Here is a 22,558-nt window from a genome sequence, read left to right as displayed (position 1 = left end):
GTCGCCCGGCACCGCGCTCCGATGCCCCTCAGATGAGCACCCGCAGCACGATGAGCGCGAAATACAGCACGAGGAAGCTCGTGTCGAAGGACACCGGTCCCATCGGTATCGGCTTGATGTACCGCCGCAGCCAGCGCAACGGCGGTTCGGTGAGCGCATAGACGATCGAGACGAGCGTCGCCGCGAATCCGCGCGGCCGCCAGCCGCGCGCCAGCACGAGGGCCCAGTCGAGGATCATGCGCGCGAACAGCACGAGCATGTAGGCGTCGATGAGCCAGTCGACGAGCCTGAACAGCGTCGCCATCAGCATTGAGAGCATGCCTGTCCCCTACCTTCCCGCGCCGGCCGTGCCCGTATGCGCGCCGTGCGTCGCCCGGATCACTGCGCGAACAGGTCGTGCGCCGCGTTCTGCTCGGCGTCCTCGGCGACGATGTCGACGCGCGCCGGGCTGAGCAGGAACACGCGCGGCGTGACGCGTTCGATCGATCCGGACACGCCGAAGACGACGCCCGACGAGAAATCGACGATGCGGTAGGCGACCGCCTCGGAGACGCCGGTGAGGTTGAGCACGACCGGCACGCCGTCGCGCAGCGCGCGGCCGACGAGCTGCGCATCCTCATAGGAATGCGGATGGATCGTCGTGATGCGGCTGACGCGTCCCTGGAACGGGGCGGCCGGCTTGCGCGCGGCGGCCGGCTGTGCGCTCGCCGCCGGCATCGGCGTCACCGAACGGTCGGAGTCGAAGGACGATGCGGCCTCGTCCTCCTCCTCGTCGAATTCGGCGTCATCGTCCTCGGCGACGTCGCTCATGCCGAGATACGACATCGTCTGCTTGAGAAACCCGGGCATCAGTGTTTCCTTTCTGGCTCTCGTGGCTCGATCAGCGCAGGAAATCCGGGATGTCGATGCCATCCGGATCGTTCGGCGCGTAATGGTCCGGCTCGACGCCCGGATCGAAGATCGGCGTCGCGGGCGTGGCCGGCACGACCGGCGTGACCGGCTGCTCCGGCTCGACCTTCGTCTGGAAGATCGGGGTCGCGTTCGGCGCCGGCGACGTCATCATCGTCGGCAGGCCACTCGTGTGGTCGGCCGGCGCGATCGTCTCGTCATGGCGCGTCGGGGGGACGTTGATGGCCGGTGCGGCGGCGGACGCGGCGTTCGCGCCACCTTCGTGCTTCGAGTCGAAGCCGGCGGCGATGACGGTGACGCGGATCTCGTCGCCGTAGGCGTCGTCGAGCGCCAGACCCCAGATGATCTGCGCCTCCGGATGGGCGGAGCGGCGCACGAGCTCGGTCGCGGCGTAGGCCTCCTGCAGCTTGAGGTCGGTCGACGCGGCGATGTTGATGAGCACGCCGTTCGCGCCATCGATGCTCTCCTCGAGCAGCGGCGAGCTGATCGCGATCTCGGCGGCCTGCGTCGCGCGGTCGTCTCCCCGCGCCGAGCCGATGCCGAACATCGCTGTGCCCGAATCGCGCAGGATCGACGTCACGTCGGAGAAGTCGACGTGGATGTACGAGTTCATCGTGATGAGGTCGGTGATGCCCTGCACGCCGGCGAGCAGCGCCGTGTCGGCCGTCTTGAACGCGTCGACGATGCCGATCGAGCGGTCGGCGAGCTCGAGCAGGCGGTCGTTCGGGATGACGATGAGAGCGTCGACCTCCTTGCGCAGGTTGTCGATGCCGAGCGCGGCCGAGGCGGCGCGCTGCGGTCCCTCGAAGGAGAACGGACGGGTGACGACGGCGATCGTCAGTGCGCCCTGCTGGCGTGCGGCGCGCGCGACGAGCGGGCTCGCGCCGGTGCCGGTGCCGCCGCCCTCGCCCGCGGTGACGAAGACCATGTCGGCGCCCTTGACGGCCTCCTCGATGTCGGACTGGTGGTCCTGCGCCGCCTTCGCTCCCTTCTCGGGGTCGGCGCCGGCGCCGAGGCCGCGGCTCGAGGCGTCGGAGAGCGAGATCTTGACGTCGGCGTCCGAACGCAGCAGATCCTTCGCGTCGGTGTTGATCGCGACGAACTCGACGTTCTGCAGCCCCTCGGCGATCATGCGGTTGACGGCGTTGCCGCCGGCTCCACCCACGCCGACGACTTTGATGTTGGTTTTGTCGTTGAAATTGTCATTCTGGGCAATCTCGCTCACGATGTTCTCCTGTCACTTACGATACTGGTCTCTACTGTATCGCAGACCGCTCGATATTCCGCGCCCCACAAGTCGCCATGTGAAACGCTTCATGGAATATCCCGCGATTGCGCCACGATTTCTTTGTCGCATTACCGGCATCCGTCTTCCGCGCCGGGCGGACGACTAATATCCGGCATCCATCGGGTCGTCGCCGAACAGCCCCTCGCGCTCCTCATGCGTCGTATGCCGGGAATCCAGCCATCCGTAAGGAAGATGCACCTTTTTCGCAAAGCGAACACGGCCGCGCGGCTTGTCGACGACGCGGGCCGGGATCCGCGCGTCCGGGTCGAGCGTCGCGACGAGACGGCGCACATCGTCGAGCCCCTCGCATTCCATGAACGCGCGGCGCATCCGGCCGCCGACCGGGAACCCCTTGAGATACCAGGCCACATGCTTGCGCAGGTCGTGCACGGCCATGCGTTCGTCGCCGTCGTAGAAGCGCGTGAGCAGCTCGGCGTGTCGCACGATGAGCGCGCCGACCTCGCCGAGCGTCGGGTCTGCGCGTTCATCGTCGCCGGCGAACGCGTGGCGGATGTCGGCGAAGATCCACGGGCGCCCCTGGCAGCCGCGTCCGATCGCGACGCCGGCGCAACCGGTCTCGTTGACCATGCGCACGGCGTCGTCGGCGCCCCAGATGTCGCCGTTGCCGAAGACCGGGATGTCGAGCTCGTCGACGAGCTCGGCGATCCTCGACCAGTCGGAGTGGCCGCCGTAGTACTCGGCGGTCGTGCGCGCATGGAGCGTGACGGCCGCACAGCCCTCCTCCTGCGCGATACGGCCCGCGTCATGGAAGGTCACATGCCCGTCGTCGATGCCGACGCGGAACTTCGCGGTGACCGGGATGCCGGCCGGCTCGCACACACGCACGACGCGGCGGACGATGTCGGCGAACAGGTCGGTCTTCCACGGCAGCGCTGAGCCGCCGCCGCGACGCGTGACCTTCGGCACCGGGCAGCCGAAGTTGAGGTCGACGTGGTCGGCCATATGCTCGTCGACGACGATGCGCGCCGCCCGTTCGACGATCGACGGGTTGACGCCGTACAGCTGCAGCGAGCGCGGCCTCTCCTGCGGCGCGAAGCGGCACAGCCGCAGCGCCTTGGGGTTGCGCGCCACGAGCGCGCGGGCCGTGATCATCTCGGCGACGTACAACCCGTCCGGACCGTATTCCTCGCACAGCACGCGGAACGGCCAGTTCGTCACGCCGGCCATCGGCGAGAGCATGACGGGCGTCGGCACGTCGATCGGCCCGAGCCGCAACGGTTCGAGGGCGTGGTCGAGCCGTACGGGAGTCGGGTCGGCGCCCGGGGCGAGCACCGGAGCGTCGGCCTCGATGGGGGTCATGGGTGGTTCCTGCGAAGCGGTCATGGTTCCTTGTTCGGACATCGGCGGATGGATATCGGATGACAGCGACACCGTAGGGCATCGCGCTGGAAGATTCCTGACAAAATGCCTGCCGGACCTGAGGTCCGGCAGGCATCGGTCGCGGCGCAGGCCTTCAGACGGCAGTCCAGCCGCGCTCGACTATTCAGCTCAGGTCTCCGGGCTATGCCTTCAGTACAGGCCTCCGGCCTGGGCGATATGCACGCTGTCGGGCCACGCCTCGCCGCCCATCTCGACCGGCTTCATCGGCACGCGCGTGCGCTTGTCGTTGATGCGCGCGGCCACGTAGTCGGCGACCTGCGTCAGCGCGACGCGCTCCTGCCGCATCGAATCGCGTTCGCGGATCGTCACGGCCTGGTCGTCGAGCGTGTCGAAGTCGACGGTGATGCACAGCGGCGTGCCGATCTCGTCCTGACGGCGGTAGCGGCGGCCGATCGCGCCGGACTCGTCGTAGTCGATCATCCAGTCGTTGAGCCGCAGGTCGCCGGCCAGATCCTGGGCGACCTTCTGCAGCTCGGGCTTCTTGCTCAGCGGCAGCACGGCGGCCTTCATCGGCGCGAGCCTCGGGTCGAGGCGCAGCACGGTGCGCTTGTCGACGCCGCCCTTCGTGTTCGGCGCCTCGTCGACGTCGTAGGCGTCGACGAGGAACGCCATCAACGAGCGCGACAGGCCGGCCGCCGGCTCGATGACGTACGGGACGTACTTCTCGCCGGTCGCCTGGTTGAAGTAGCTCAGGTCCTCGCCCGAATGCTCGGAGTGTGCGCCGAGGTCGAAGTCGGTGCGGTTCGCGATGCCCTCGAGCTCGCCCCAGTCGGAGCCCTGGAAGCCGAAGCGGTATTCGATGTCGACGGTGCGCTTCGAGTAGTGCGCGAGCTTCTCCTTCGGATGCTCGTAGTGGCGCAGGTTCTCCGGCTTGACGCCGAGGTCGAGGTACCACTGCGTGCGCGCGTCGATCCAGTACTGCTGCCACGCCTCGTCGGTGCCCGGCTCGACGAAGAACTCCATCTCCATCTGCTCGAACTCGCGCGTGCGGAAGATGAAGTTGCCCGGCGTGATCTCGTTGCGGAAGCTCTTGCCGGTGTTCGCGATGCCGAACGGCGGCTTCGAACGCGAGCTCGTCATGACGTTCTTGAAGTCGACGAAGATACCCTGCGCCGTCTCCGGGCGCAGGTAGTGCAGCGAGTTGTCGTCCTCGACCGGCCCCAGATGCGTGCGCAGCATCATGTTGAAGTCGCGCGGCTCGGTCCAGTTGCCGCGGGTGCCGCAGTCGGGGCACACGATGTCCTTGAGGCCGTTCGGCGGCATCTGGCCGTCGTGCTTCTCGGCGTAGGACTCCTCGAGCTTGTCGGCGCGGTGGCGCTTGTGGCAGGTGAGGCATTCGATGAGCGGGTCGTTGAAGACCGAGACGTGGCCGGAGGCGACCCAGACGGCGGACGGCAGGATGATCGACGTGTCGACGCCGACGACGTCCGGGCGCGTGACGACCATCGCGCGCCACCATTCGCGCTTGATGTTGTCCTTGAGCGCCACGCCGAGCGGACCGTAGTCCCACGCGGAGCGGGTGCCGCCGTAGATCTCGCCCGCCGGGAACACGAAGCCTCGACGCTTGGCGAGGGAGACGACTTCATCAAGTTTGGAATTAGCCACAATGCACCTTCTGGTTTGAACGGTTTGGGGTCTTATGTCAACGTCCGCATCCTACCGTCATATCGTGACACGCCGCGGCCGCCCCGGGGCTGTCCCAAGGCGCCGATACGTTCGTGGGGTGCAGGGGAACTTCCATCGGGGAAGTTGAGAGAGGCGCAACGCCTGACCCTTTGAACCTGTTTGGGTAACGCCATCGTAGGGAGTCAACATATGTCCAAGGCAACGACAGCCGACCATCACGATCTCGCAGCCGACGACGCGCTGCGCGCATCGATCCATCAGGCCGTGCTCGACGTGCGCGCACGCACGCCGCTCGCGCAGTCGTTCACGAACTTCGTCACGATCAACCTCGTCGCGAACGCGCAGCTCGCCGCCGGTGGCACCGCCGCGATGAGCTATCTGCCCGACGACGTCATCGACATCGCGGCCATGTGCGGCGCCACCTACATCAACGTCGGCACATTGCTGCCGTTCTACAAGGACGCGCTCGGCGAGATCACGGCCGCGCTGCACCGGGCGGGCCACCGCTGGGTCCTCGACCCGGTCGCCGCCGGCCTCGGCGCGACGCGCACGGCGATCCTCGAGGCGATGCGCGACGTGCCGCCGTCGCTCGTGCGCGCGAACGCGTCCGAGATCATCGCGCTCGACGCGCTGTGGGGTCTGTCCGACGGCTCCGACGTGGGCGGCGGTCCGGCCGGCGTCGAGTCGACCGACGACGTCGACGCCGCGCTCGGCGCCGCGAAGCGCGTCGCGAGGCATCTGCGCGCCGGCAACCCCGACGGCCTCGGCGCCGTCGCCGTCTCCGGCGAGGTCGACCTCGTCACCGACGGCGAGCGCGTATTCCGTCTGCCCGGCGGCGACATGATGATGACGAAGATCACCGGCGCCGGCTGCGCGCTCGGCGGCGTGGCCGCCACCTACCTGTGCGTCGCCGAGCCGCTCGTCGCGGCGCTCGCCGCTTCACTGCTGTTCGACCGCGCCGGGGAGCGCGCGGCGGCCGGGTCCCACGGACCCGGCTCGTTCCAGACCGAGTTCCTCGACGCCCTATGGGCGATCGACGCCGACGCCGTGTCGACGTCCACGATCCTGGAGGCGAATCGATGACCGCTGTATTCCCGTATCCGTCCATGCGCAGGTCCTTCGATCTGCGGTTCTACTTCGTCGTCGGTCCCGACGACTGCAAGGGGCGCACGCTCCTCGACGTCGTCTCGAAGGCGCTCGACGGCGGCGCGAGCTTCATCCAGCTGCGCGCGAAGCACGGCGATGTCCGCGACATCGTGTCGATGGCCGCCGACATCGCCGAGGAGATCCGCGGCCACCATCTCGACGACCGCGTCGCCTTCGTCATTGACGACCGAGTCGACGCGGCGATCGAGGCTCGCCACTGCGGCATCAAGGTCGACGGCGTCCACATCGGCCAGGATGACCTCTCCCCCGAGGAGGCGCGACGGCTGCTCGGCAACGACGCGATCGTCGGCCTGTCGGCGAACACGCCCGGGCAGGTCGAGGCCGCGAACGCGCTGCCGGCCGGCACGATCGACTACATCGGCGCGGGCCCGCTGCACATGACGGCGACGAAGCCCGAGGCGGGCGTCGCCGGCAACGCCAAAACGCTCGACGCCGGGCAGATCAACGCGTTGTGCGACGCGAGCCTCTATCCGCTCGTCGTCGGCGGCGGCGTGCACGTCGAGGACGTGCCGATGCTCGCCGACACCTACGCCGACGGCTGGTTCGTCGTCTCCGCGATCGCCGCGGCCGACGATCCGGAGATCGCCACGCAGCGGCTCGTCGACGCGTGGACGGGCGTGCGCGGCGACGCGCGCCACGGCTACGAGGAGACGGTCGGCACGCCGACGAGCCTGCCGGCCGTGCTCACGGTCGCGACGACCGATTCGTCCGGCGGCGCCGGCATCGCCGCCGACCTCAAGACGATGCTCGCCAACGACGTCTACGGCGAATGCGTCATCGCCGGCATCACCGCGCAGAACACGACCGGCGTGCAGGAGATCGCGTCGGTCGACGCGGCGCTCATCGCCTCGCAGATCGACTCGGTCTTCGACGACATCCGCCCGGCGGCCGTCAAAATCGGCGTCGTCGTCGGTCGCGAGGCGATCGAGACGGTCGCCGCGAGGCTGCGTGCGCACGGCGCGAAGCACGTCGTCGTCGACCCGGTCATGGTCGCGACGAGCGGCTCGGAGCTCTCCGACGACGAATCGGTCGTCACGATGACGCGCGAGCTGTTCCCGCTCGCCGAGGTCATCACGCCGAACATCCCGGAGGCGTCCACGCTCGTCGGCGAGACGATCGACGGCCGTGAGGCGATGGAGCGCGCCGCGCGCACGCTCGCCGAACGCTACGGCTGCGCGGCGCTCGTCAAGGGCGGCCACGGCACGAACGACGCGAGCGACGTGCTCGCCTGGCCCGGCGGCGACGTGCGCTGGTTCGAGGGCGAACGCATCGCGAACACGAACACGCACGGCACCGGCTGCACGTTGTCGTCGGCGATCGCCTCAAGGCTCGCGCTCGGCGACACGCTCGGCGACGCCGTCGCGAACGCGAAGGCGTATCTGGGCGGCGCGCTGCGCGCTCAGCTCGATCTCGGCGCCGGCTCCGGCCCGATGGACCACGGCTGGGCGCGCCACTGAGCGCGGCGACCGCCGACACTTCGACCACACCGACAGGAGGAACAGCCATGTCACAGACGCCGGACCGCAACGCCGTCCGCCAGCAGGTGCCGACCAACGAGGACGGCAGGCCGGTCATCAACACCGTCGCCGCCGTCGCGATCGCGCCGAGCGGCGTCGGCGCCGAACTGAGCGAATACGTCGCGCAGGCCGTCGCCGTCATCCGCGATTCGGGGCTGCCGAACGAGACGAACGCGATGTTCACGAACATCGAGGGCGACCTCGACGACGTGCTGCGTGTCGTGCGCGACGCGACGATGAAGCTCGCCGCCCAGGGCTACCGCACCGGCGTGAGCCTCAAGCTCGACATCCGTCCCGGCTTCAGCGGACAGATGGCCGAAAAGCCGGCGCTCGTCGACGAGATCATCGCGACCGGCCAGGACCGCTGAGCGCGCGGCGGACGCAGACACGGGGCCCCGGACACGACCGTTCGGTCGTGTCCGGGGCCCCGTGTTCGGCATGCACCTGGATCGTGCACGCCGTGGACCTCACTCGAGTCCGATCGACGCGAGCGTGTGCATCGTCAGGTCGTGCAGGTGCGCCGCACCGGATTCGCTGACGAGCCCGATCGCGCGGGGGCCTTCGGACGGGAACGAATACGAGCTCATCGCGTGCTTGCCGCCGTTGACGTAGACCTCGACGCAGCCGCGGTCGACGAAGACGCGCAGGTCGAGCGTGCCGGAGGCGAGCTCGGCCTCGGACAGCGGCGCGACGCGGTAGCCGCGGTCGCCGTTGGCGGCGTTCTGGCGGTCGATGACGACGCCGCCGATCTGCGCGTCGAAGACGATCGCCGTGTAGTGGCCGTCGCCGGTCATATGCACGTGCAGGCCGGCGCGTTCGGCGTCGGTGCGCGTCAGGTCGATGCTCATCTCGATCTCGACGGCGCCGCCGTCGTCCTCGACGACCGTCGCGCTTTCGTTGACGCCCAGGTCGAGCGCGCCGAGGCCGATCGTGCCTGTGCGCAATCCGCGCATCTCGCCGACCGGCGCGGTGACGAGGTCGCCGTCGGCGTCCATCGTGATCTCGCGCGGCAATGTGAGGTTGCCGCACCAGCCGTCCTTCTCCATCGGGATCGGCGCGACGAAGGGGCTCATCCAGCCGAACATGATCTGCCGCCCGTCGGCGTGGAAGGACTGCGGCGCGTAGAAGTTGTGCCCTTCGTCCCACAGACGGAACTCGGTCTCGGGCTCGAAGGCCCCACCCGGCCGCCAGGTGCCGATGATGTAACCGGCGTTGTTGACGTTGCGGTTCATGAAGCCGGACGGCTTCGCGCCCATCGCCGAGAAGCCGATGACCCATTTCTCGTTGCCTTCGGCGTCACGGATCGGGAAGAAGTCGGGGCATTCGAGCATGAAGACGTCCGGGTCGGGATGCTCGAACAGCACGCGCTCGAAGCTCCAGTGCGTCATGTCGTCGGAGGTGTACAGCCACATCTGGCCGCGGCGCTCCTTCGACGAGACGCCGAAGGTCATGTACCAGACGTCCCCGGTCTTCCACACCTTCGGGTCGCGGAAGTGGTGGTCGACCTCGTCGGTCGGGCAGTCGATGATCATGCCCTGCTTCGTGAACGTCGTCATGTCGTCGCCGTCCGGCCTGGCGAGCATCTGCACCTGCCAGTCGCCGCCGGTGTTGTCCTTGCCGTTGGCCCAGCGGTGGCCGGTGTAGTAGATCCACGGTTTGCCGTCGTCGCCGATGACGGCCGAGCCGGAGAAGACGCCGTGGCGTTCCTGTTCGAGGCTCGGCGCGAAGGCGATCGGCTCGCGGCGCCAGTGCAGCATGTCCGGCGAGGAGACGTGACCCCAGTGCATCGGACCCCACTGCGTGCCGTAGGGGTGCAGCTGGTAGAACACATGCCAGCGTCCGTCGTAGCGGCACAGGCCGTTCGGGTCGTTGATCCAGCCGCCGCTCGAGGCGATGTGGAACTTCGGGTACCAGCGGTCGTCGCGCGTCGCGGCGAGCGCGGCGACTCCGGCTTCGGCGAGCCTGAGCTGCTCGGCGTGGTCGGCGATCGGCGTGAGCACCGGCTCGACGCTCGGATCGGAGGTGGGGTTGGTCTGCGGCGTGAAGGTTGCGGAGGTCATGACGGTCCTTTCTTGTCTTGCGGACGGTGCGCCGCCGGGGCGCACCGTCGATCGGTGATGGTCGGGCTGTGCGGGCTCGGGGGAAGGCGGAATCACATGTCCTCGGAATCCGCGGACAGGATCGCCTCGTCCTGGGCGAGCGACGGTGTCCTTCCGCCGTCGCGGATGAACGGGTCGCCGTCGACCTGCTCGTCGTCGCGCTTGATGACGAAGAAACCGTAGATCGTCGCGGCGAGGACGATGCCGGAGATCGTCAGGAACGTCGCGCGGTCGCCTATGCGGTCGTGCAGCATGCCGAGCGGCGTCGAGAAGACGACCTGGCCGATCTGCGAAGCGATCTGGAAGCCGACCATGTACAGCGTCGCCGAGAGCTTCGGGTTGAAGTGGAGCGTGAAGTAGCGGAAGGCCGGCAGGCAGAACAGCGGCACTTCGATCGCGTGGAACATCTTGACGATCGAGATCGCGACCGGATCGTGGAAGATGCCGCACAGGCCGATGCGCAGGAACATGACGGTCGAGCCGAGCAGCAGCGCGTTGCGCACGCCGATCTTGCGCATGATGATCGGCACGACGCCCATCATCGCCGACTCGCAGAACACCTGCACCGAGTTGAGCGTGCCGTAGACGGCGTTGCCGGTCGCCTCGCTCGGGAACAGCGACGCGTAGTAGGTCGGGAACATCTGCTGGTCGAAGACCGTGTAGAACGTGTTCGTCAGCAGCATGAAGACGATGAGCACCCACAGCGCCGGCATTTTGAGGACCTTCGCCATCTCCTTGAGCGTCGGGTTCGACGGGGCGGCCTCCGGGTCGGCGGCCTCCTTGAGCGCCTCGCGCTGCTCGGCCGGGTACCACGTCAGGTACACGATGAGCATGCCGAGGCCGAATGCGGAGCCGATCCAGAAGTTGATCATCGGGTTGATGTTGAACACGAAGCCGGCGACGAGCGCGACGATCGCGTAGCCGAAGGAGCCCCAGGCGCGCGACTGGCCATACTCGAAGCCGAAGCGGCGGCTGTAACGTTCGGTCACGGCCTCGATGAGCGAGCAGCCGGCCATGAAGCCCGCCGACAGCACGATCGAGCCGATGAACGCGGCCGCCATCATGTTCGTCCTCATCAGCGGCGCGTAGATGAACTGCACGAATGGGCCGACGAGCGCGGCGATGACCGAGATGACGAGGACGAGCCTGCGCTTGAGGCCAAGATTGTCCTGGATGAGCCCGTAGCAGAACATGAGCACGAGCGTGGCGAGCGAGTTGATCGAGTAGATCGTGCCGACCTCGGCGCCGTTGAGTCCCATCGAGTTGAGCCAGCGCTGGAAGAACGACCACCAGATCCCCCACGAGCAGAAGAACAGGAAGATGCCGGTCGAGCTTTGCAGATAGGAGGGGTTCCTCCACACCTTCGCGGTTGTTGATGTTGCCATGATGAACCTCGTTGTCAGGGTTTGGGAAAGCCGGATGCATGACTGATCTGACCCGCCCCGTACGGAGCGGGCGTGTGGAACATCCCTCCCGTCGACTGCGTCGTTCGCGATGTCCCGATGCCCTTCAGCATAGTTCGTCAATCGTTTGACGTCAAACGATTGACGAATCCTTCACGAAGTACCCACAATTACTGAAGCGCATAAGGTCAATCGTTTGACGTGTTTTAACGACATCGACACTGCACCGACGTCGCCCTCCCCGGCGTGTCGCAGCCGCCGCCGCTCAGCGTGCCGCGACCGTCATTGCCCGCCGTGCCGCGACCGTCATCGAGCCGCGTGCACCGACGCCTTCTCGATGAGCGTGCAGTGCACCTTCGCCGGCGACGGCGTGTCAAGCAGCGGCATGACGGCCGTCGTGCGCGGCCACGCCGCCTCGTTGATCGCGCGCCCCTCGATGTCCGCGACGAGGCGGTTCGCGGCCCAGTATCCCATCTCGTAGTGCGGCAGCTCGATTGTCGTCAGCTGCGGCTCAAGTGTCTCGGCGAAGACGCGGTGGTTGTCAACGCCGACGACCGAAATATCGTCGCCGATGCGCAGCCCGCGGCGTGCGGCGGCCTCGTAGACGTACCAGGCGCGCGCGTCGTTGAAGCAGAAGAAGCCATCGGGCCGTTCGGAGTCGAACAGTTCCTCGACGGCGCGCAACGCGGGCCCGTTGTTGAGCACGTCGCGGCGCAGCCGTTCGTCGACGTCGATGCCGTGGTCGATGAGCGCCTGTCGGTAGCCTTCGAGCCGTCCGTCCTGCGCGACCATCGGCTCGGTGCAGCCGATGTAGGCAATACGCCGGCAGCCGGCCTCGATGAGCCGCGTCGTAGCGTCGTAGCCGATGCGCGTCTCGTCAGGCTCGATCGACGCGAGGCGCCCTTCGGCGTCAGTCGCGTCGACGAGCACGAGCGGGAATCGCCGCAGCGATTTCGGCACGTCGACGACGCGGTTCGACATCGCCGAATAGAGGAAGCCGTCGACGCCATAGCGCCTGAGCGCGCCGACCTCGTCGTCGATCGCCTGCGCGTCGTCGCCGTTGACGGTGAGCAGCACGTAGCCGAGCGCGCTGAGCGCGTCCTGCGCGCCCTGGATCATGCCACCCGCGTACGGGGTCGTCGCGACCTCGACGCTGATGAAGCCGACGATATTCGTGCGGCTCGTGCGTAGCGAGCGCGCGAGCGCGTTCGGCTGGTAGCCCATCTCGTCGGCCGCCTCGCGCACGCGTTGCGCGATCCGCGGCTTGACGCGGCCGCCGTCCCTGCCGTTGAGCACGAGCGAGACCGTGGAGACCGAGACCCCGACGCGCTGTGCGATCTGCTTCATCGTCGTCATACCTCCACGATAATTGCGACGCGGATAATTCCCGCCGCGACGCGACGCCGGACCGGCGGCGCGGAGGCGCGTGTCCGGAGCCGATGCCCACACCGTGGACTACACTGAATCATCTGTCACATGACATGTGACGATCCCTACTACCTTTTCTGGTCGTGCGGCGGTGGACTCCTCACCTTGCCACAGCAAGCCGGCGGCCTTCCAGCGCGCACGGCGCGCAGAAAGCAAGGTGCACATGACCTCCTGCGGTCGTCTGCATGACCCCGTCCGACACGGCTCCCCAACCTCGCGCGCGCTGCGCCGCCACTGGCCGACGGCGGCCGTCGTGGTGGCGATCCTCGCGCTCTGGCAGATCTGGGTCGACGCCGCCCATCCCCCGGTCACGGTGATCGCGTCGCCGAGCCAGATCGTCGTCGCGACGGTCCAGGCGTGGCCGACGCTGTGGCCGGCGACGCTCGTCACCTTCGCCGAGGGCGTGTGCGGCTTCCTGATCGCCTGTCTTGTCGGCGTGCTGCTCGGCGTCGGCATCCACTGCTCGCGCACGGCGTACGCGGCTCTGTTCCCGCTGCTCGCAGCCGCGCAGACGTTGCCGCTCATCTCGATCGCGCCGCTGTTCCTCATCTGGTTCGGCTTCGAACCGGTCGGCAAGGTCGTCATCGTCGCCGTGTTCGCGCTCTTCCCGATCGTCGTGCAGACGATGCGCGGCCTCGAGGCGGTGCCCGCCTTCTACGACGACGTCGCGACGACCTGCGGCGCGTCGCGCGCATGGGCGCTGTTCCACGTCGACCTGCGCGTCGCGGCGCGCCAGATCTTCGGCGGCGTGCGCGTCGCCGCCGCCTACGTCTTCGCGACGGCCGCGACCGCCGAATACCTCGGCGCGCGCCGCGGCCTCGGGATCTGGCTGCAGGCCGCCTACAACTCGTTCCAGACGCCGCTCATCTTCGCGGCGACCTTCGTCATCATCGTCATGACGGCGCTGCTGCTGCTCGCCGTGCACCTCGTCGAACAGCTGATGATCGGCGCACCCGGCGACGACGAGGACCCGGACGCGCAGTAGCCGCGTGTCCCTGCGCCGCATCCGCACGTCCGTCCGATGCGCCGCGCCGGATGCCTCCATCGATTTTCCTCCCACCCGACCATCATCAGGAGACCCATATGACCTTCCGCCGATTCCTCACGCGCATCGCCGCCGCCGCGGCCGCGCTGTGCTCCGTCCTCGCCATCGCCGCATGCGGCGCCGACCACCACGCCGACGCCGACGGCCTGCGCCGCGTCACGTTCATGCTGTCGTGGGCGCCCGACACGAACCATATCGGCGTTTACGTCGCCCGCGACAAGGGCTACTACCGCGACGCCGGCCTCGACGTCGACATCGTCGCCGTCGCGCAGTCCGGCGCCGAGCAGGCCGTCAACAACGGCGTCGCCGACTTCGCGCTGTCGAACCTGACGAACGTCGGCGTCTACGCGACGAAGGGCGCCAGGCTCAAGCAGGTCATGCAGGTGCAGCAGAAGACGAGCGCGATCTGGTGCGCGCTCGCGTCGAACAAGGCGATCCAGCGTCCGCGGGACTTCGACGGCAGGACCTTCGCGACCTTCGGCTCGAGCGAATCGGACGCCGTCGTGCGCCGCATGATCGAGACCGACGGCGGCAACGGCGACTTCGACAAGGTCACCGTCGGCACGTCGACCTTCGCGACGCTCGCGTCGGGACGCGCCGACTTCGGCGGCTTCTACTCCACCTGGGAGGGCGTGCAGGCGAAGATGAACGGCCCCGAGCTGCGCTGCTTCACCGAACCCGACTACGGCGTGCCCGGCAACGCCGACTCGATCGGCATCATCACGAGCGACCGGCTCGTCGACAACGACCCCGAACTCGTGCGCGCCTTCGTCCAGGCGACGCAGCGCGGCTACCGCTACGCCTACGAGCACGGCGACGAGGCCGCCACGATCCTCGTGCACGACGCGCCCGAGGCGAACCTCGACGAGGCCTTCGTCGCCGAATCGATGAGGACGATCATCGACGGACAGTACTGGGGCGACCGCAGGCGGATCGACGACGGCGACTTCGTCCTCGGCTCGATCGACTACGACGGCACGCAGCGCTACTTCGACTTCCTCGCCGAATCGGACGCCTACGCCGACGAGAACGGCCGCGTCGTGCACGAGGCGCCGCGCTCGCGCGACCTCGCGACCGACGAGTTCCTCGACGGCGACGCGAAGGACGCGCGATAGGATGCGGCGACCGTCCGCGGCGCATGGCGCACGGTGAAATCCACACACAGTGAAACGACGCACGGTGGAACCATCCGTGGAACAATGACCGTATGACCGTTTCCCCGCATCTCGTCCTGAGCATGGACACCGGCGTCGACGACGCGCTCGCGCTCGCCTATCTGATCGCCTCCGGCGCGCACATCATCGGTGTCAGCGCCACCTACGGCAACGTCCTGCAGCAGCAGGCGGCGCGCAACACGCGCACCGTGCTCGATCTGCTCGGCCGCGCCGACGTGCCGGTCGCCGACGGCGCGCGCCATCCGTCGTGGGCGCCGCTGTTCGTCGCCGACGCCGGCTGCGCGCGCTTCCACGGCCGCAACGGGCTGGCCGACCTGCGCATCGGCGTGTCGGCGACGCCCAAGGAACGCCCCGGGCGCGTCATCGCCTCCGATGCCGCCGGCATCGTCACGTTGTCCGCGGCCGACGTCGGCGCCCTCATCCGGCAGGGCCATGCGATCTCGGTCGGCGGCTACCCGGTCGGCGATCCGCACGCCGAACTGCCGACGATCCCCGAGTTCTTCACACGCGCCGGCCTCGCGACTCCGCAGAAGCTCGGTTTCCCCGATGAGGACTGCTCGACGATGACCGACGGCGCACGGCTCATCGTCGACGCCGCGCGCCGCTACGGCGATGCGCTGACGATCGTCGCGACCGGACCGCTCACCGACGTCGATGTCGCGCTGCGCGCCGACCCGGCCGCAGTGCGCCGCGCGCGCATCGTGTTCATGGGCGGCGCGCTCACGCAGGAGGGCAACTGCTACGACCTCGTGTGCGAGACGAACGTGCTGCAGGACCCCGAGGCGGCCGACCGCGTGCTGCGCGCGCACGCCGACACGACGATGATCGGCCTCGACGTCACGCACCGCTGCCTGCTCGGGCCGGCCGACGTCGCGCGATGGCTCGCCGTCGCCGACGACGACGGCAGCGCCGGCAAGCCCAGCCGGCGCCACGTCGCGTTCCTGCTCGCGAGCCTCGCGAACTTCTCGATCCGCGCGAACCGCGCAAGCGACCCGATCTTCGCCGGCGGCATGCCGCTGCACGATCCGCTCGCCGCGGCCGTCGCGCTCGATCCGTTGCTCGTGACGACCTTCGACCTGCCGATGATCGTCGAGACGCGCACCGGCGACGGCGTCGGCGTGCGCGGCCGCACGATCGGCGACCCGCGCGGGGCGATCGACGACGCTACGGCGGCGCATGTCGCGCTCGGCGTCGACAGCGCCGGCTTCGTGCGCCGCTTCACCGACGCGATCGCCGGTCTCCTCGCCTCGCTCGGCTAGCGGAGCGCGACCACGGCCGGGCTCACGCCTGCTTGACGCCGCCGAAGCGCCGGTCGCGGTGGATGTAGCGGTCGATCGAGCCCCACAGCACCTCGCGTCCGCAGTCGGGGAACAGCTCGGGCACGAAGTCGAGTTCGGCGTAGGCCGCCTCCCATGGCAGGAAGTTGCTCGTGCGCTGCTCGCCGGAGGTGCGGATGACGAGGTCGCAGTCCGGGATGTCCGGGTTGTACAGATGCTCGGCGATCATCCTCTCGGTGACACGGTCGCCCTTGATGCGCCCCTCGCGCACCTCGCGCGCGATCGCGGCGGCGGCGTCGGCGATCTCGGCGCGGCCGCCGTAGTTGATGCAGAAGACGACGTCGATGACCTTGTTGCGCTTCGTGCGCTCCATCGCCGATTCGAGTTCGTCGATGACCGATTTCCACAGCTTCGGGCGGCGTCCCGCCCAGCGCACGCGCACGCCCCACTCGTCCATCTGCGCGACGCGGCGGCGGATGATGTCGCGGGAGAAGCCCATCAGGAAGCGCACCTCCTGCGGCGAACGCTTCCAGTTTTCGGTCGAGAACGTGTACAGGCTCAGATAGCGCACGCCGGCCTCGATCGCGCCGGCGATCGTGTCGAAGACGACCGGTTCGGCGGCCTGATGACCTTCGGTGCGGATCAGGCCGCGCTGTTGCGCCCACCGCCCGTTGCCGTCCATGATGACGCCCACATGGCGCGGCACCTTGCTCTTCGGGAAGTCCGGCACGATCGCCGGATCGGAGAACGGTGCCGCCGGGACGTTGAGGGATGTGTAGTCGACGCAGTCAAAAGCCATACGTTCAATCTAGCAAGCGCATCGAACGTATCGGCCGTTCGAGATAGTACTGCGCCCATTCCTCGACGGCGCGCCCGGTGCGCGGGTCGGGCCGCTCGCCGTCGAGCGCAGCCCAGTCGCCGTCGGCGAGCGCCCTCAGCCTGCGCAGCGTGAACGGGTCTACGGGTTTCGCCTCGGGCGTATGGTCGGCGTCGCACATGACGCCGCCGGCCGCGGCCGACAGATGGGTGAGCCGGTCGGTGCGTCCACACACGACGCACGAGTCGAGCCGCTGGCGCCAGCCGGCGAGCGCGAGCGCGCGCAGCACATAGGATTCGGCGATCATCTGCGCGCCGTGCCGGCCCTGCGCGAGCGCGTTGAGCGCGCCGACGAGCAGCCGGTACTGCGCCGGCGCCGGCTCGTGCTCGCTCGTGATCAGGTCGTTGAGCGTCTCGACGACGACGTTCGCGGCGCGGTACGCCTCATAGTCGGCGCCGATCGGCCCGGCGTACGCGGCGATCGACTCGGCCTGGCTGATCGTGTCGAAGGTGCGCCCCTCGCCCAGTAGCAGGTCGACGCGCATGAACGGCTCGACGCGGCCGCCGAAGCGCGACTTCGTGCGGCGCACGCCCTTCGCGACGGCGCGCACCTTGCCATGGCCGCGCGTGAACACGGTGATGATGCGGTCGGCCTCGCCGAGCTTCGTCGTCCTGAGCACGACGCCTTCGTCGCGGTACAGCGCCATCCGCCGTCTCCCTCCCCTCGTCCGTCGTTCGCATCGTCATATCCATCGGTCGCATCGTCGCGCGACGCGCATCCGGATCCGTCAGAACAGGAACAGGCCCCAGAACGAGAAGCTCAGCAGGATGAGCAGCATCGTGAAGGCGACGGTCCAGAACAGCACGCGTCCGAGCCTCGTCGTCGCGACGACCGGCTGCGCGCCGCTCGCGATCTGCCTGAGGGCGCCGCGACGCATCGGCCACCGCAGCACGCCGCGCATGGACAGCGCCTCGATGATGCCTGCGAACACGCGCGACCACGCCCACAGCAGCACGATGCACACGACCTGGATGAACGGCCAGCTCCAGTACATCATGCCGCTGTCGTCCGGCGGCGCGCTGCCCCACGCCATATGCACGACGGCGATGACGACCTCGCCGAAGCCGCCGAGGAACACGAACAGCGCGACGAGCGTCACGATCGTGAGCATGAGCAGCGCACCGCCGAAGCGTTCGCGCAAGCCGAGCGCGGGGCCGAGCCCCCTGCGGCGGTTGCGGATGTGCATGACGAGCGCGACGAGCGAGACGACGAGCGAGACGAGCATCATGACGGCCATCAACGCAAGCACGATCGTGCCGTAGACGGTCATGACGCGATGGGCGTGCAGGCCGCGCGGCACCGGGATCGACTGGTAGAGCGGCGTGCCGGCGATGCGCTCGCTCGTCTGCTTGAGGCCGCGCGACGTGCCGACGGCCCAGGCGACCATGTCGTCGACGTAGTCGTCGGCGAACGGCGTGCCGCTCATCGATTCGTCGCCCAGACGCAGCACATGGTTCGCGATCGGATAGCTGCGCAGCGAGACGTCCCAGTTGCCGGCCCGGTGCGCGAGCGCGAGGATCTCCTTGAACCCCTGCACCTGCGCGGTCATGACGTCCTTCGAGCCGTAGGCGACCATCGTCGGTATCGAGAACGCCTTCGGCGTCGACGTGCGGATGTCGATGTTGTCGAGATGGAACATCGCCAAATCGAACGAGAACACGCGCCGCACGATCGATTGGTAGCCGCCGTTCGCGCCGGCGAGCGCGAAGTTCTGCACGGCGAGGAAGGCGAGCGAGTGGCGCGGCGAGAACACCATCGGCGACAGCAGGATTTGGAAGGCGACGTCGTCGTCGATGTCGAGCAGATACGACGATATCCATGTCGCCTCGCTCGTCGCGTAGATGCCGACCTTGTGCCCGTCGACGGCGTCCATGGACCGCAGCATGTCGATGACCTGGTCGTAGACGACGGCGGACCCCCCGTAGTCGCGGTTGAGGTCGCTCGTCGACCACACCGGCTTGTCGAGGACGGCGGTGACGAAACCGGCCGACGCCATGCTCGTCGCGATGTCGCCGAAGGAGTTGTCGCAGGTGCCGTAGCCGGCGCCGTGCATGAACACCATGCCGGGCAGGCCTTTCGAAGGTGCGCCCTCGGGCGTGCGTATCAGGACGCGGACCCTCTGGACCTCGCCGGTCGACGGCCGTTTCGCGTCGATCGTCCGATACTGCTTGCGCACCTTGTAGGTGCCGGCGCCGGGCAGCTCGTCCTCCGTGTCGAAGGTGACGGCCGTGTCCGGCGTGAGCGTCGCGAAGCTCATCGCGCGCGGCGTGTCCTCGACCTCGATCCTCGTGTTCGTCGAGACGGTCACGAGGATGCCGAGCAGGATGATGAAGATCGGCAATGTGACCATGAGCCGCTTCGTGCGGCTGAAGCCCGTCGGGCGTGCCGCCCGGGTCCCGTCGGCGTGCTGGCTGCTGTCCGTCACGTCACCGTCCTTTCCGTTCACTCGTGCCTCTCGCCATGTCCCTCGTCGACGACCGGGATGACGACGGGCCCCGTGCCCGCCGCCGTGTCCACGCCGTCGGCCCGCATCTGCCCGGCGATGGCGTTCGCGTGCTTGAGCAACGTCTCGACGATCCGGTCCTCGGGGACCGTCTCGACGACCTTGCCCTTGATGAAGATCTGCCCCTTGCCGTTGCCGGAGGCGACGCCGAGGTCGGCTTCGCGCGCCTCGCCGGGGCCGTTGACGATGCAGCCCATGACGGCAACGCGGATCGGCGCCGTGACGTCCTTGAGGCCTTCGGTGACGGCGTTCGCGAGCTGGATGACGTCGACCTGCGCGCGTCCGCAGCTCGGGCAGCTGATGATGTCGAACTTGCGCGCCCGCAGCCCGAGGTATTCGAGGATCTTGCAGCCGACCTTGACCTCCTCGACCGGCGGCGCGGACAACGAGACGCGGATCGTGTCGCCGATGCCCTCGGCGAGCAACGCGCCGAAGGCGAGGCACGACTTGATCGTGCCCTGCCAGGCCGGCCCGGCCTCGGTGACGCCCAGATGCAGCGGCCAGTCGCCCTGCCGGGCGAGCAGGCGGTAGGTCTCGACCATCGTGACCGGGTCGTGGTGCTTGACCGAGATCTTGAAGTCGTGGAAGCCGACGTCCTCGAACATGCGCGCCTCCTTGAGCGCGGATGCGACGAGCGCCTCGGGGGTCGGGCCGCCGTAGCGTTCGTAGAGCGCCTTGTCGAGCGAGCCGGCGTTGACGCCGATGCGCAGCGAGACGCCCGCGTCGGTCGCGGCGCGGCAGATCGCCGGTCCGACCTCGTCGAACTTGCGGATGTTGCCGGGGTTGACGCGCACGGCCGCGCAGCCGGCGTCGATCGACTCGAACACGTAGTTGCTCTGGAAATGGATGTCGGCGATGACCGGGATCGGCGATTTCGCGACGATCCTCGGCAACGCGTCCGCGTCCTCCTGCGTCGGCACGGCGACGCGCACGATGTCGCATCCGGCGGCCGTCAGCTCGGCGATCTGCTGCAGCGTCGCGCCGACTTCGGCCGTCCTCGTGTTCGTCATCGACTGCACCGAGATCGGCGCACCGCCGCCGACCGCGACCGGTCCGACCATGATGCGGCGCGACGTGCGCCTCGGGTGCAGCGGGCTTTCGCTGATCGCCTGTTCTCCGGTCTTGCGGAACGGTTTGTCCATCGTCAATCCATCCATCCATTCGTTCGTCGGACAACCATCGCTATGGCTGCGCCGCCCGTGCCGGGCGGCGGAATCCATCACAGGATACACCAGCGCGTCAACGCCGTCGCCCGTGTCCGCCGCCCGCAGGCGCCGACGCGGGGATGCGGCGCCCTCAGCGGGCGGCGATGATCGCGTCGGCGCGTGCGCGCGCCTCATGCTCGCAGTCGAGCATGTCGTCGACCGACGTGAAGCGCGGAGCGCCGCGCAGTTCGCCGTCCATCGCGTCGAGCACGCGCTCGACGGTGTCGACGATGCCCAGATACGGCAGTCGGCGGTCGAGGAACGCGTGCACGGCCTGCTCGTTCGCCGCGTTGAGCACGACCGTGTGCTTCTCCGAGGCGTTCAGGCAGCGGCGCGCGAGGTCGACGGCCGGGAAGGCCTCGTCGTCGAGTGGCTCGAAGGTCCAGGCGGCGGCGGTGCCCCAGTCGCAGGCCGCGGCGACGTCGCCGAGCCGGTCGGGCGCGGACAGGCCGAGCGCGATCGGCAGCCGCATGTCGGGCGGCGAGGCCTGCGCGATCGTCGCGCCGTCGCGGAACTCGACCATCGAGTGGACGATCGACTGCGGATGGACGGTGACGACGATGCGCTCGGGGGGGATGTCGAACAGCCGGCTCGCCTCGATGACCTCGAGCCCCTTGTTCATCAGCGTCGACGAGTTGATCGTGACGACCGGCCCCATATGCCAGGTGGGATGGTCGAGCGCCTGCTCGGGCGTGATGCCGCGCATCCGCTCGCGCGTCCAGCCGCGGAACGGGCCGCCCGACGCGGTCACGATCAGCCGGGAGACCTCGGCGTGCGTGCCGGAGCGCAGCGACTGCCAGATCGCCGAATGCTCGGAGTCGACCGGGTTGATCTGATCGGGGCGCGTCTGCGCGTCGAAAAGCAGATGACCGCCGGCGACGACCGACTCCTTGTTCGCGAGCGCGAGCTGCGAGCCGGCCCGCAGCGCCGCGATCGACGGCGTCAACCCGATCGAACCGGTGATGCCGTTGAGCACGACGTCGGCGCCGCTCGCGGCGACGGCGTCGACCTCGTCATGGCCGGCGCGCACCCGCACGCCATGCGCGCCCCGCGCTTCGAGCGCCTCGCGCAACGGGCGCGCGGCGGCCGGGTCGGCGACGACGACGTCAGGCACGGCGAAGAGCACGGCCTGATCGGCGAGCAGGTCGACATGGGAGCCGCCCGCGGCCAGCGCGGTGACGGTGAATCGCTCGGGATGGCGCGCGATGACGTCGAGGCCCTGCGTGCCGATTGAGCCGGTCGATCCGAGGATGACGACGTCGCGATGGCCGCCGTCCTGCGGCGCCGTGATATGCCGTTCCTGCGCCATGTCAGCGCCCGTCCCCGTCCGCGTCGCCGGTGACGAGCGGGCCGTCGGTCGAGAAGGTCGGGAATTCGAGGTCCGGGATCTCGACGTTCATCGTGTCCGGCGGCACGAAGCGCGTGTCGTGGGCGCCGGAGGCCGCGGACGCGGCCGGTTCGGACGCGGCGGATGCGTCCATCGGTCGGCGCACCGGCAGATCGGGGATCGTCACGTTCGTCAACGTAGGCACCGACAGCCCGCTCGACGTCGTCGACGCCGACGGCTGCTGCGGCCGCTCGGGCAGCGTCTCGGTGCTCTTGGCGAGCGACGCGAGCGCGGCGAGCGACGGCGAATCG

At 68.7% G+C, this 22,558-nt stretch carries 19 protein-coding genes, 2 pseudogenes and 1 riboswitch; of the genes and pseudogenes, 7 read left to right on the top strand and 14 right to left on the bottom strand.

Annotated elements, in window-relative coordinates:
* Positions 1-28 precede the first annotated feature (28 nt).
* The 5 genes from B1400_RS05875 to B1400_RS05855 all read right to left on the bottom strand — a co-directional run bounded on the left by B1400_RS05875 (position 29) and on the right by B1400_RS05855 (position 5,203).
* The gene (locus B1400_RS05875) at positions 29-319 is read right to left on the bottom strand and encodes a YggT family protein (protein WP_095613500.1); all 291 of its coding nucleotides are present in this window, start codon (positions 317-319) and stop codon (positions 29-31) included.
* A 59-nt stretch (positions 320-378) separates the two neighbouring features.
* Entirely contained in the window at positions 379-849 is a 471-nt protein-coding gene (locus B1400_RS05870; RefSeq protein WP_095613499.1) for a cell division protein SepF, read from the bottom strand.
* Positions 850-880: 31 nt separating this feature from the next.
* Positions 881-2,134, bottom strand: a complete 1,254-nt coding sequence (ftsZ, locus tag B1400_RS05865; RefSeq protein WP_095613498.1) for a cell division protein FtsZ — start codon at positions 2,132-2,134, stop codon at positions 881-883.
* Positions 2,135-2,299: 165 nt separating this feature from the next.
* Positions 2,300-3,397 (bottom strand): tRNA dihydrouridine synthase DusB, encoded by a 1,098-nt coding sequence (gene dusB / locus B1400_RS05860; protein WP_235607352.1) that lies wholly within the window; start codon positions 3,395-3,397, stop codon positions 2,300-2,302.
* A 330-nt stretch (positions 3,398-3,727) separates the two neighbouring features.
* Positions 3,728-5,203 carry a glycine--tRNA ligase gene (locus B1400_RS05855; protein WP_095613496.1) on the bottom strand — a complete coding sequence of 492 codons (1,476 nt, stop codon included), beginning with the start codon at positions 5,201-5,203 and terminating at the stop codon, positions 3,728-3,730.
* 112 nt (positions 5,204-5,315) lie between these two features.
* Positions 5,316-5,423: riboswitch (TPP riboswitch) on the top strand.
* Between B1400_RS05855 and B1400_RS05850 the strand changes: the two genes are divergently transcribed.
* From B1400_RS05850 to B1400_RS05840, 4 genes and pseudogenes are all read left to right on the top strand, one after another.
* A complete protein-coding gene (locus tag B1400_RS05850; protein ID WP_095613495.1) occupies positions 5,414-6,307 on the top strand; it encodes a hydroxyethylthiazole kinase in 894 nt (297 codons plus the stop codon). (Overlaps the previous riboswitch by 10 nt.)
* A pseudogene (locus tag B1400_RS10155) lies at positions 6,250-6,891 on the top strand (thiamine phosphate synthase); the annotation flags it as partial. The gene B1400_RS05850 and the pseudogene B1400_RS10155, both read left to right, overlap by 58 nt.
* Before the next feature lie 117 nt (positions 6,892-7,008).
* The gene (gene thiD, locus B1400_RS10150; protein ID WP_407641075.1) at positions 7,009-7,848 is read left to right on the top strand and encodes a bifunctional hydroxymethylpyrimidine kinase/phosphomethylpyrimidine kinase; all 840 of its coding nucleotides are present in this window, start codon (positions 7,009-7,011) and stop codon (positions 7,846-7,848) included.
* A gap of 47 nt (positions 7,849-7,895) precedes the next feature.
* Positions 7,896-8,276 (top strand): thiamine-binding protein, encoded by a 381-nt coding sequence (locus tag B1400_RS05840; RefSeq protein WP_095613493.1) that lies wholly within the window; start codon positions 7,896-7,898, stop codon positions 8,274-8,276.
* 99 nt (positions 8,277-8,375) lie between these two features.
* Here B1400_RS05840 and B1400_RS05835 read toward each other — a convergent pair whose 3' ends face one another.
* The 3 genes from B1400_RS05835 to B1400_RS05825 all read right to left on the bottom strand — a co-directional run bounded on the left by B1400_RS05835 (position 8,376) and on the right by B1400_RS05825 (position 12,766).
* Entirely contained in the window at positions 8,376-9,968 is a 1,593-nt protein-coding gene (locus B1400_RS05835; RefSeq protein ID WP_095613492.1) for a glycoside hydrolase family 32 protein, read from the bottom strand.
* A 92-nt stretch (positions 9,969-10,060) separates the two neighbouring features.
* Entirely contained in the window at positions 10,061-11,392 is a 1,332-nt protein-coding gene (locus B1400_RS05830) for an MFS transporter (protein WP_095613491.1), read from the bottom strand.
* Positions 11,393-11,716: 324 nt separating this feature from the next.
* Positions 11,717-12,766: a LacI family DNA-binding transcriptional regulator gene (locus tag B1400_RS05825; RefSeq protein WP_095613490.1), complete on the bottom strand. Its 1,050-nt coding sequence runs from the start codon at positions 12,764-12,766 to the stop codon at positions 11,717-11,719.
* A 235-nt stretch (positions 12,767-13,001) separates the two neighbouring features.
* On the opposite strand from B1400_RS05825, the gene B1400_RS05820 reads away from it, so the two are divergent.
* The 3 genes from B1400_RS05820 (at position 13,002) to B1400_RS05810 (ending at position 16,317) form a co-directional block, all read left to right on the top strand.
* Positions 13,002-13,823 carry an ABC transporter permease gene (locus B1400_RS05820; protein ID WP_095613489.1) on the top strand — a complete coding sequence of 274 codons (822 nt, stop codon included), beginning with the start codon at positions 13,002-13,004 and terminating at the stop codon, positions 13,821-13,823.
* Between the two features lie 98 nt (positions 13,824-13,921).
* The gene (locus B1400_RS05815) at positions 13,922-14,998 is read left to right on the top strand and encodes an ABC transporter substrate-binding protein (protein ID WP_095613488.1); all 1,077 of its coding nucleotides are present in this window, start codon (positions 13,922-13,924) and stop codon (positions 14,996-14,998) included.
* 92 nt (positions 14,999-15,090) lie between these two features.
* Positions 15,091-16,317, top strand: a complete 1,227-nt coding sequence (locus tag B1400_RS05810; RefSeq protein ID WP_095613487.1) for a nucleoside hydrolase — start codon at positions 15,091-15,093, stop codon at positions 16,315-16,317.
* 22 nt (positions 16,318-16,339) lie between these two features.
* Here the strand turns inward: B1400_RS05810 and B1400_RS05805 are convergent, their stop codons facing one another.
* The 6 genes and pseudogenes from B1400_RS05805 to B1400_RS09695 form a co-directional block, all read right to left on the bottom strand.
* Positions 16,340-17,134, bottom strand: a complete 795-nt coding sequence (locus tag B1400_RS05805) for an isoprenyl transferase (protein ID WP_095613486.1) — start codon at positions 17,132-17,134, stop codon at positions 16,340-16,342.
* Between the two features lie 4 nt (positions 17,135-17,138).
* Positions 17,139-17,858, bottom strand: a complete 720-nt coding sequence (gene recO, locus B1400_RS05800; protein ID WP_095613485.1) for a DNA repair protein RecO — start codon at positions 17,856-17,858, stop codon at positions 17,139-17,141.
* Between the two features lie 81 nt (positions 17,859-17,939).
* Complete coding sequence (locus B1400_RS05795; RefSeq protein ID WP_095613510.1) at positions 17,940-19,562, bottom strand: alpha/beta hydrolase family protein; 1,623 nt, start codon at positions 19,560-19,562, stop codon at positions 17,940-17,942.
* A 92-nt stretch (positions 19,563-19,654) separates the two neighbouring features.
* On the bottom strand, positions 19,655-20,857 hold the full coding sequence (ispG, locus tag B1400_RS05790) for a flavodoxin-dependent (E)-4-hydroxy-3-methylbut-2-enyl-diphosphate synthase (RefSeq protein WP_095613484.1): 1,203 nt from the start codon (positions 20,855-20,857) through the stop codon (positions 19,655-19,657).
* 154 nt (positions 20,858-21,011) lie between these two features.
* Positions 21,012-22,229, bottom strand: coding sequence for a 1-deoxy-D-xylulose-5-phosphate reductoisomerase (gene dxr / locus B1400_RS05785; RefSeq protein ID WP_095613483.1), 1,218 nt, complete (start codon positions 22,227-22,229; stop codon positions 21,012-21,014).
* A 1-nt stretch (position 22,230) separates the two neighbouring features.
* Positions 22,231-22,558: pseudogene (locus B1400_RS09695) on the bottom strand (hypothetical protein); the annotation flags it as partial.

The sequence above is a fragment of the Bifidobacterium italicum genome (assembly GCF_002286915.1).
Lineage (GTDB): Bacteria > Actinomycetota > Actinomycetes > Actinomycetales > Bifidobacteriaceae > Bifidobacterium > Bifidobacterium italicum.
The sequence above is the reverse complement of the archived record's forward strand: the minus strand, read 5'-3'. Positions and strand labels throughout refer to the sequence as shown.

Excerpts from the sequence above, each read along its gene's own strand:
- B1400_RS05875 (WP_095613500.1), bottom strand. The coding sequence starts at position 319 with ATGCTCTCAATGCTGATGGCGACGCTGTTCAGGCTCGTCGACTGGCTC.
- B1400_RS05870 (WP_095613499.1), bottom strand. The coding sequence starts at position 849 with ATGCCCGGGTTTCTCAAGCAGACGATGTCGTATCTCGGCATGAGCGAC.
- dusB (WP_235607352.1), bottom strand. The coding sequence starts at position 3,397 with ATGCTCTCGCCGATGGCCGGCGTGACGAACTGGCCGTTCCGCGTGCTG.
- B1400_RS05850 (WP_095613495.1), top strand. The coding sequence starts at position 5,414 with ATGTCCAAGGCAACGACAGCCGACCATCACGATCTCGCAGCCGACGAC.
- B1400_RS05840 (WP_095613493.1), top strand. The coding sequence starts at position 7,896 with ATGTCACAGACGCCGGACCGCAACGCCGTCCGCCAGCAGGTGCCGACC.
- B1400_RS05835 (WP_095613492.1), bottom strand. The coding sequence starts at position 9,968 with ATGACCTCCGCAACCTTCACGCCGCAGACCAACCCCACCTCCGATCCG.
- B1400_RS05830 (WP_095613491.1), bottom strand. The coding sequence starts at position 11,392 with ATGGCAACATCAACAACCGCGAAGGTGTGGAGGAACCCCTCCTATCTG.
- B1400_RS05825 (WP_095613490.1), bottom strand. The coding sequence starts at position 12,766 with ATGACGACGATGAAGCAGATCGCACAGCGCGTCGGGGTCTCGGTCTCC.
- B1400_RS05820 (WP_095613489.1), top strand. The coding sequence starts at position 13,002 with ATGACCTCCTGCGGTCGTCTGCATGACCCCGTCCGACACGGCTCCCCA.
- B1400_RS05815 (WP_095613488.1), top strand. The coding sequence starts at position 13,922 with ATGACCTTCCGCCGATTCCTCACGCGCATCGCCGCCGCCGCGGCCGCG.
- B1400_RS05810 (WP_095613487.1), top strand. The coding sequence starts at position 15,091 with ATGACCGTTTCCCCGCATCTCGTCCTGAGCATGGACACCGGCGTCGAC.
- B1400_RS05805 (WP_095613486.1), bottom strand. The coding sequence starts at position 17,134 with ATGGCTTTTGACTGCGTCGACTACACATCCCTCAACGTCCCGGCGGCA.
- recO (WP_095613485.1), bottom strand. The coding sequence starts at position 17,858 with ATGGCGCTGTACCGCGACGAAGGCGTCGTGCTCAGGACGACGAAGCTC.
- B1400_RS05795 (WP_095613510.1), bottom strand. The coding sequence starts at position 19,562 with ATGGTCACATTGCCGATCTTCATCATCCTGCTCGGCATCCTCGTGACC.
- ispG (WP_095613484.1), bottom strand. The coding sequence starts at position 20,857 with ATGGACAAACCGTTCCGCAAGACCGGAGAACAGGCGATCAGCGAAAGC.
- dxr (WP_095613483.1), bottom strand. The coding sequence starts at position 22,229 with ATGGCGCAGGAACGGCATATCACGGCGCCGCAGGACGGCGGCCATCGC.